At 45.8% G+C, this 8,042-nt stretch carries 5 protein-coding genes; all 5 read left to right on the top strand.

Features of this window, described 5'->3' with window-relative positions; translation table 11 throughout:
- The first annotated feature begins 310 nt into the window (after positions 1-310).
- Positions 311-790 carry a hypothetical protein gene (locus tag SIK97_RS00685; RefSeq protein ID WP_057173952.1) on the top strand — a complete coding sequence of 160 codons (480 nt, stop codon included), beginning with the start codon at positions 311-313 and terminating at the stop codon, positions 788-790.
- Between the two features lie 21 nt (positions 791-811).
- On the top strand, positions 812-1,615 hold the full coding sequence (locus SIK97_RS00680; protein WP_000619352.1) for a TIGR02391 family protein: 804 nt from the start codon (positions 812-814) through the stop codon (positions 1,613-1,615).
- 20 nt (positions 1,616-1,635) lie between these two features.
- Positions 1,636-3,069, top strand: a complete 1,434-nt coding sequence (locus SIK97_RS00675; RefSeq protein ID WP_057173945.1) for a restriction endonuclease — start codon at positions 1,636-1,638, stop codon at positions 3,067-3,069.
- Between the two features lie 100 nt (positions 3,070-3,169).
- Complete coding sequence (locus tag SIK97_RS00670) at positions 3,170-6,292, top strand: hypothetical protein (RefSeq protein WP_057173944.1); 3,123 nt, start codon at positions 3,170-3,172, stop codon at positions 6,290-6,292.
- A 177-nt stretch (positions 6,293-6,469) separates the two neighbouring features.
- Positions 6,470-8,042, top strand: a 1,573-nt coding sequence (locus tag SIK97_RS00665) for a metallophosphoesterase family protein (RefSeq protein ID WP_319610909.1), incomplete at its 3' end; no start/stop codon positions are given.

Raw genomic sequence — 8,042 nt, 5'->3', positions numbered from 1 at the left:
ATTTAACTATTCTGGGTTTGAGGGAAATACATAATTTAATTTATAATAAAAAACTTTGCAACCCACTGTAATTAAATAATTTTTTCTCATCGAGCAATCAAAGCATGCACTTATGAACTAAGTTTTGGTTCATAACTGTGCAAGTAGCTGAACACAAATCATACGAATTTTCTACCATTGGTTCATGAACTGGTTTTTCTGATTTTGTGATGAACATCAGGTTTTAGTATTCAGTTATTATACCTTTTAGTTGGTAACCGAATGCGTACTGAAAAATCCAATAAAATTCCTTAAATATGCGAGCGTGATAATGGCACTGACCCCGACTCAAATACGCTACCTCAATCAATGTGAACCAGGCGAACCTGTGTCACATGCATTGTCCGAGCTACTATTCAATGATCATGATCTACTCAGTATTGATGCTAACGAACGGTCCATTACCTTTCGCTTTGCGATGTACCTCCAGCTATCTTTCCCCGGTTGGAATGTAGATTGCGAATATAACCGGGATGGTGTAGAACCTAAACGGCTCAGACATTTGGAGCTTTATCCAGACAGCGAAGACGTTGAAGCAAAGACAGTATTTCCTGATGTGATCGTGCATCGGCGAGGTACACAACAGAATCATCTGGTCTTAGAATTTAAAAAATCAACGAGTCGCGTCGATAGACGAATCGATCTACTGAAACTTCAAGGTTATAAGCAGCAGCTTGGCTACGATCACGCTTTGTTTGTGGAGGTCGGTACTGAGGGACAATCGATTATCACGGCGCTCGAGTGGGTCTGAAAGGTGATAAAAAGGTAATTTATGATACGTATTCCATTATTCAACTCTCAGCACCTTGAGGCCGCTTGTCGCGTTCTTGCTGATACCGAACGTGGCTTGAGTGGGGCGCAGATCGAGCGACTCCTACAAGAAATCAAAGTTGCCGACACATCGCCAAGCATGACAAAATGGAAACGGCTGTATAATGCGCTCGTAGGTGCGCAGAACCAATATCAGGTCGGCAACCATCTCATAATGTTCATTAACCGTGCGATGAATCCGGTAAATTACGCTCGTGATCCAGCAGTATTTACCTGGAGGCGTGATGAACTCAATGTTGTCCTAGCTTTTTCCGGCTTTTATGTCCGCGAAGATGGTAAGGTCACGAACGCTACTAAAGCAACAACACTCGATTCAGCCAGAGCCCGCGCCGGGCGACTTAAGGCTGCACTCGAAAACCGTGCTGTGCATGCAGAAGTTTTGAACTATTGTCGTGCAGAACTTCTGGACGAAAACTATTTTCATGCCGTCTTCGAGGCGACGAAAGGGGTTGCGGAACGTATTCGTCAGTTGTCTGGGTTGAGCGGCGATGGTGCTGACTTGGTGAACAAGGCATTTACCGGACAACAACCAGTTCTGACCTTGGGACCGCTCACTACCGACTCAGAAAAGAGTGAACAAAAAGGTTTTGCGAACCTACTCATTGGTCTATTCGGCGCTGTGCGCAATCCACTGGCCCATTCGCCTAAGAAGAATTGGCCCATGTCTGAATTGGATGCGCTGGACATCCTTACGTTGGTTTCGCTTATTCATCGCAAGCTGGATGGCACACAGAAAAAAATATAGCCATATTATTGGGGAGTTGCATGAGCTACGCGGACTGGCGAGTTTATCAGGAGGCCACAGCTGAAGTATTTCGACGTCTTGGATGTAATGCTTTGGTTGATTATCGAGCCAAAGGTGTTCGAGCGACCCATGATATTGACGTCTACGCGACCTTCCTTCGATCGGGTATCCTCTGTACTTGGGTAATCGAATGCAAATTGTGGAAAACTCGCGTTCCTAAGGAAAAGGTGCTTGCTCTCAAGAGCCTCATTGATGACCTTGGTGCCGATCGAGGAATCATGGTCAGTGAGGTTGGTTTCCAACCTGGAGCACAGGATGCGGCACGAGGGTCGAACATCACTCTGGTCACATCCTTGGATGATTTTGCCAAGACTGCACAGGCAGCAACATCAGAAGCCTCTCTTATTCTAGACAGTAGTGATGATGGAGCCCCGATTTATAAATTTCCAAGCCCCTCTGAACCACATGACATTCTCCTGCATAACAACTTCCTGATAACTGCAAATTGGGCTGGATGCAGCATTTCAATCGTTAATCCATCATCCAAATCAATCATACGTACCATCGACCTGGATAAATATGAGTCGATCTCCCCGCAAAACGGTGAAAGAGAGATTTTGAGCCATCCTCCTGGTAGCTTAGTTATTGCAGATGGCCGTTTGTTTGTCGGCCAGGTTTTTTCGGACTTTGTGCTCGTTATTGATTTGGCTACGCATGCTATCGTTAAAAGAATAGTGTTACCTGGGGGCGGTAACGGACAATTAGCAGTGTCACAAAACGAAAAAGAAATCTATTTCGCAAGCAATCGAGTCAACCAGTTCTACATCATTGACAGTGCCACATACGTTGTAAAGACAGTAGCATATCCCGAAGGTGGCCGAGGCTGCATGTCGCTGCTACGACATCCGACACTGCCATTAATTTACATTGGCATTCAACGCGGCGGACGCAGCCACGGGCTGAGTTATCCACATGCTAACTGCTATTTAGCTATCTACGACTTGAGTCGTCAAAAATATACGGCGGATGTCCAGCTCGCCGAGATAAGCAATGGTCGTGCAGATGATTCAACCCCTGCATGTCTAACATATGACGATCTCTACAATCGCATCTATGTCGGCATGTTCCAGTCCAAGCGTGGCATCTGTGTAATAGAGCCGGAATCAGGGGAGCTAATTCAAGAAATTCGCTTTGCCTCAAATGATAATAATAATTTTTTCGCATGGGCAGACCCGTTATCGCAAACGGTGAGTGGAAACTTACTGTTATCGGTCAATCGAAACAATCATGAGCTTGTAGCGTTAGATCGTGCTTCACTTCAAATAAAAAAAATTCTATTTGTTGGTGAAGCGCTTAACGGCCCGAGAGCCGTTTTGGTGTGGGGAGATAATGCTGTTGTCAGCTACCCAAGTCGAAATGGATTACTTTTCATTCCACTTGGAACTCTGAAATAATAAAATCTACTCCTGATGCTTGACTAGTCACGTTCTTGAGGATGTGGTTAAAGCGAAGGCGATGACTGTTCCTTAAAATACTTACAAAGTGGCTTGTGCAATGGACTTTATTGACAAACAGATTCTCCCGCCAAAGTCGTGGGAGAAATTCGAAGATTTGACTCGTGCATTGTTTGCCGCAGTGTGGAGGTCTCCCCTTACGCAAAAAAATGGTCGGTCTGGGCAAAAACAGCACGGTGTTGATGTCTATGGAACGCCACAGGCAACACCCGGCATAAATTTTGGTGTGCAATGCAAAGGGAAGAACGAAGGTTATGGGGCCAAGGCGACTATCGTGGAGTTCGATACGGAACTCATCAAGGCCGAAAATTTTAAACCACAGCTTGGACACTGGACATTTGCTACTACAGCGCCTAATGATGCGCGACTTCAAGAACATGCCCGACTAGTGTCAGAACAACGCGTGAAGGAAGGAAAATTTCCCGTAGTTGCTATTGGATGGGACACGATTCAAGCGCTGCTATCCACTCATCAGGAAGTGATTGAAGAAATCTATCCCGAACATGCAAGCGATCTGCATAAAATCATGGCAGCTCTGCGCGCGTTACCAAGTTCCGAGGAGCTCGATCAGATCCGGCGGAGCCTCATTGTGTTCGCACCAAGATCATCAGTACTCAATATTGAAGCATCAGTTTGGTCTGAGGTTAAGTTCGAAAAGCCTCGTGATCTTGGACCTGCTCTAATGGGTCGTCCACTCGGGCCTGCAGATGTCGCTGCTTGTCCCATTCTTCCGGAGGTAGCTCTACTGACTGCAGACCTGGAGCGCGCAGGAACAGCTCGACTTGCGGGGGTACCGGGAGCTGGGAAATCAATCTCAATTCTTCAAGTGGCGCTTCAAATGTATTGTCGCGGCTGGCGTGTCCTAAGATTAGCCGACCCAATTGGAAAGATACCTTCTTTTGATGAGAGTCTGAAACCGACACTCTACATCGTTGATGATGCTCACCTGACTCGCCCAGCATTTCTTCGTGAGTTGGAAGAACAGGCCACTGCATCGCGATGGGTATTAAGTGCGTACACGATTTCCGAAGATAAGAGCGGCTTTCCAGGCGCCATCCATCTTGATGCTAAGCGAGCGGTTCGGGTTATTGCGAATGGTTTTCTGGCTTCCCGCGAAGCAACACTTGCCGCTGTTCGTCAAGCCGATGATCGCATCGGCGATCGGCCTGGAGATGAGCAGTTCGATCTACGCCTTGAGCATGCAGCGGAGAAAGCGCTTTGTCCCTGGCAATTCTGTTTCATCCTTGGAGGAGGATGGCGGCGAGCGAATGCAATGGCAAGTTCTGCGCGCGCAGCAGGCGCTGACGTGGTTCTTGCAGCTGCTGCAATTCGACAGCTGGCATCACGTGATGCGCACTGTTCACGCGAAATGTTGTTGCGGTTAGTCGGGGACGAGTTGTCGAATTCTGATGGAAATGCTGCGATTGATTGGCTTGTAGCGCAACGATTTTTACTGAGTTTCAACGACCTTCGCTGTCCACACCAGCGTCTTGCTATTGTACTCCTGGCACGTATTCTCGACGGACAGACAGCCGAAGAGCGTCAGAAAATTGCAGTTATGCTCAGAACAGTTCTGACCGACATTCAGATGCCTCTCAGTGGCCTAAGTGTTCTACTTAGCGAACTTTCGTTAGCTGGCGAATTTGGGATGTGGCGAAGGCTTGTACAGCCGGCATGGCTTACTCCCGCTTTAGAACGCTGCTGGGTAGCGACAGAACCACTTGATATTCGGCATGCTTGCTGGTTACTGAATAATTTGCATAGCTATCTGCCCGATGAGATGGAAACAATTGCCGATCATAGTGAGACTCTTGCAGAGTGGATACAGGCGGCGCCGGAAGGTGCATGCTATGCGATTGGCCGCGTGCTTAATCATGTACTTAATACTAATCGGGCACTTGGTGAAAACATCGTCATGCTAGTTGAGCCACGCGCATTAGCAAAGGCGATCAGTGCTGCTGCCCCGTTGCATGCGGGTGAGATTGCCGAACTGCTTTCGATGATAGGTGCTTGTAAAGATGATATGTGGAAGGCACGCTATCTCGAACACATTGATCACGATGCGTGCCTTCGCATTGTGTCACAGTGGCCGCAGGATGCCTACCTATCGGTCGTTGCCGATTTTTGCGAACATTTCTGCTACGTCGAATCAGAGTTCGGGTTCACTTTGATCGAAGCACTTATCCCGGCCATCGCCGATCGACTGCGTGCCGCTCCGCAAGAGTCTTTCCACGAACTAAACGATATCGTGTGGAACGCGTTGCGGCTCTACGATCCGCTTAACATCTATGTTGGCAAGTTGGCACCGTCCCGAAGAATGCGGCAGGTGGGGCGAAAAATCTGCCGTTGCTGGTCGCCTAAGGATCTCGCGATCTCTTTGTCGCGCAGTACGCAACGAAACTTCCAAGCTGCCGCAGGGCTTCTTAGCTTCATGCATAAGGCCTCGCCAAAGCAGTTCGAGGAGACGGTATTAGCACTCAATTGGAGCGAGATCGACCAAGCGATAGGCTCGGATTGGGCGGAAAATATCGGCGATGCGAGAATGCTGCTCGGAGTTGCGCACATCGTACCAGCAGCGAGACTCGCAATTCAGGAGATGATTGCGCGCAATGAGCCGCGTATCGTCAACATGTCGACGCATCTCGCAGCCATCGCGCCGGCTAGCGCGTTACGTCATATAGCCGCGGGCAGACGCATTGCACTCAGCCATTGGGGTCATGTCGATTGGCAACTGGGAGCATTAGTTTTGGCGAGGATTGCTCAGTCGGAGCCAACACTGGTTTCTACATTTCTTGAACCGCACTACAGTGGGCTAGCAGAGGCGTTATCTCAGCCCAGCCCCACTTTTTACAATGAGGCTCTGATGTTTCTTTGTCTCCTCGTGCAAGTCCAGCCTTCAGGCTTAATTCGAGTGCTGGATCAAATTGATGTAAACAGGGCAACACTGGGGTGGCGTAATGCACTTCGCGGGCAGGATAATAGTCGTGAGCCTGGCGCAAAGGCTCAGGTTCGGCAGGTAGCGTCTTTGCTAGTCCATCATGCGATGGATCGTAGTGATGCATTGGGAGAGTTAGCCCGCCGACTGCGACGTGACTTTCCCCGTCAATCTATACCTTTAGCAAAGACTATTGAGTTCATTGATTTAAGCGAGCCGATTGAATGAACATGCATTAGCAGCTGCCGGATCGTATTGGTGTAATCAGGCAAACTGGAAGAAGGTAGCGAGGTGATTACCTTACTTAACGCTATTCTCAAAAAGATAAGACTCGAATTTGAGTTCACTATGATTTACTGATAAAACGAAGATATTATAAAACCATTGCATTTAAGGATGAAGTAAATGAAAGAGACTTACATTTTTAGGTTCCGTGATCTAGGAAAAAGTGAAGGATTTACCATCGAACAGCATAACCAAATTGCTCGTGAGGAAGGGGATGTTTGGTGGGGATGGTGGGCAAAATCTGGTGAGGTGTTTCCATCACAAGAACTAAGAATTGCTGCCGAAAATCTCACCAAAATATATTTTTTTGATTCAGGGCGACTAAAGTTCTATAGGGCCGAATTAAAAGAAGTCTGCTCCTCAGCTGCTGGGGATAGCAAGAAGAAGGCTCCTGATAATGGTAGAAAAACACCAAGGTATTATAATGAAGATGAGTTGTTAGGTTGGTTAAAAGTTTCTGAAATTTGTGAAATTCATGATAATGATGATGTTCTCAAAACCTTATCCTATATTCCATTAGATTCATTATTCACCACCTCAAAGGATTTAGATGAACAGCTTTTCAATAAAGTTGTTTTTTCAGTAACTGAATTAAAAGAACAAGATAGAACAATTTGGAAGGTGAGACCTGCTATTGATTCTGATCTTCAGCATGAATTATTAGCATCCCATTATATTCCTTATAATTTCAACCAAAAATATAGCCAAAAAAAAGGGGAGTTTATAATTTGGCTTTCAGATATTCATTTCGATAACGGAAAAGGCAAGCATGCGTTTCCAGCGCAAGATAATGATCAACAGAAATGTTTATCTTCTCGTGTAGTAGAGTTGGCAGACAAATATAGCAATGGAAATAAATGTGCCGGATTGGCTATTTCAGGTGATTTGACTTGGCAATCACAGGTTGAGGGATTTGAGCTGGCTTCGAAATTCATCAAAGATGTTAGTTCTTCTCTTAGCCTTACACCGGATGATATAATTATTTGCCCAGGGAATCATGATGTTGGTTTGGTTTCTAAAGAACAATATTTTGAAATAATGGGAAAGCCTACTACTGATACTCCATGGGCAACTCTAGCAGAAAACTATCATAAAGGAAGCAAAGAAAACTATATAAAATTTTATAAAGATGTTTTCCAAAGAAAACCTGAAGAAGATCTCTCGCAAGGAAGAAAATTTTTATTGGGAGGGCACAAAGTAGTTGAAGTGGCGGCCTTGAACTCATGTGTTTTACAACAAGTTAAAGATTCATTTTTGGGTATGGGGTTTATCGGTGAGAAACAACTCAGTAACGTTGCGGAATCTATGGGATGGATGAACAAAAGTGGGGAGTATATATCTAAAAAAAGGGGGGTCACAAGAATTGCTATGCTCCATCATCACCTAACTTCAATTAATGAGGCCGAAGATGCCTATTTGGATTCAAAATATAGTGTTACACTAGATGCGGAGAGATTGTTGCGTTGGGTGGTGAAACATAAAGTTGACTATATTCTTCATGGGCATATGCATAGAAGTAGTTGTATTACAATAAAAAAAATACTATCTCCATTAGAACCAGTCTCGGCTTCAAATCCTGAACATACTTTTCAAATTATTTCTTTGGGAAGTTCAGGGGTTGCTAGTTCAGAATTGCCAAATCAAGATTGTGCTAACTATGCATGTATAATGGATTTTTCTGGTGAAAAGCTAG

It is taken from the genome of Klebsiella sp. JN_Kp126 (genome assembly GCF_033843325.1).
GTDB lineage: Bacteria > Pseudomonadota > Gammaproteobacteria > Enterobacterales > Enterobacteriaceae > Klebsiella > Klebsiella michiganensis.
Note: the sequence above shows the minus strand (reverse complement) of the source record. Positions and strands in the feature narration are given on the sequence as shown.

What these genes read in the sequence shown, in the direction of transcription:
- SIK97_RS00675 (WP_057173945.1), top strand. Translation starts at nt 1,636, where the DNA reads ATGAGCTACGCGGACTGGCGAGTTTATCAGGAGGCCACAGCTGAAGTA.
- SIK97_RS00685 (WP_057173952.1), top strand. Translation starts at nt 311, where the DNA reads ATGGCACTGACCCCGACTCAAATACGCTACCTCAATCAATGTGAACCA.
- SIK97_RS00670 (WP_057173944.1), top strand. Translation starts at nt 3,170, where the DNA reads ATGGACTTTATTGACAAACAGATTCTCCCGCCAAAGTCGTGGGAGAAA.
- SIK97_RS00680 (WP_000619352.1), top strand. Translation starts at nt 812, where the DNA reads ATGATACGTATTCCATTATTCAACTCTCAGCACCTTGAGGCCGCTTGT.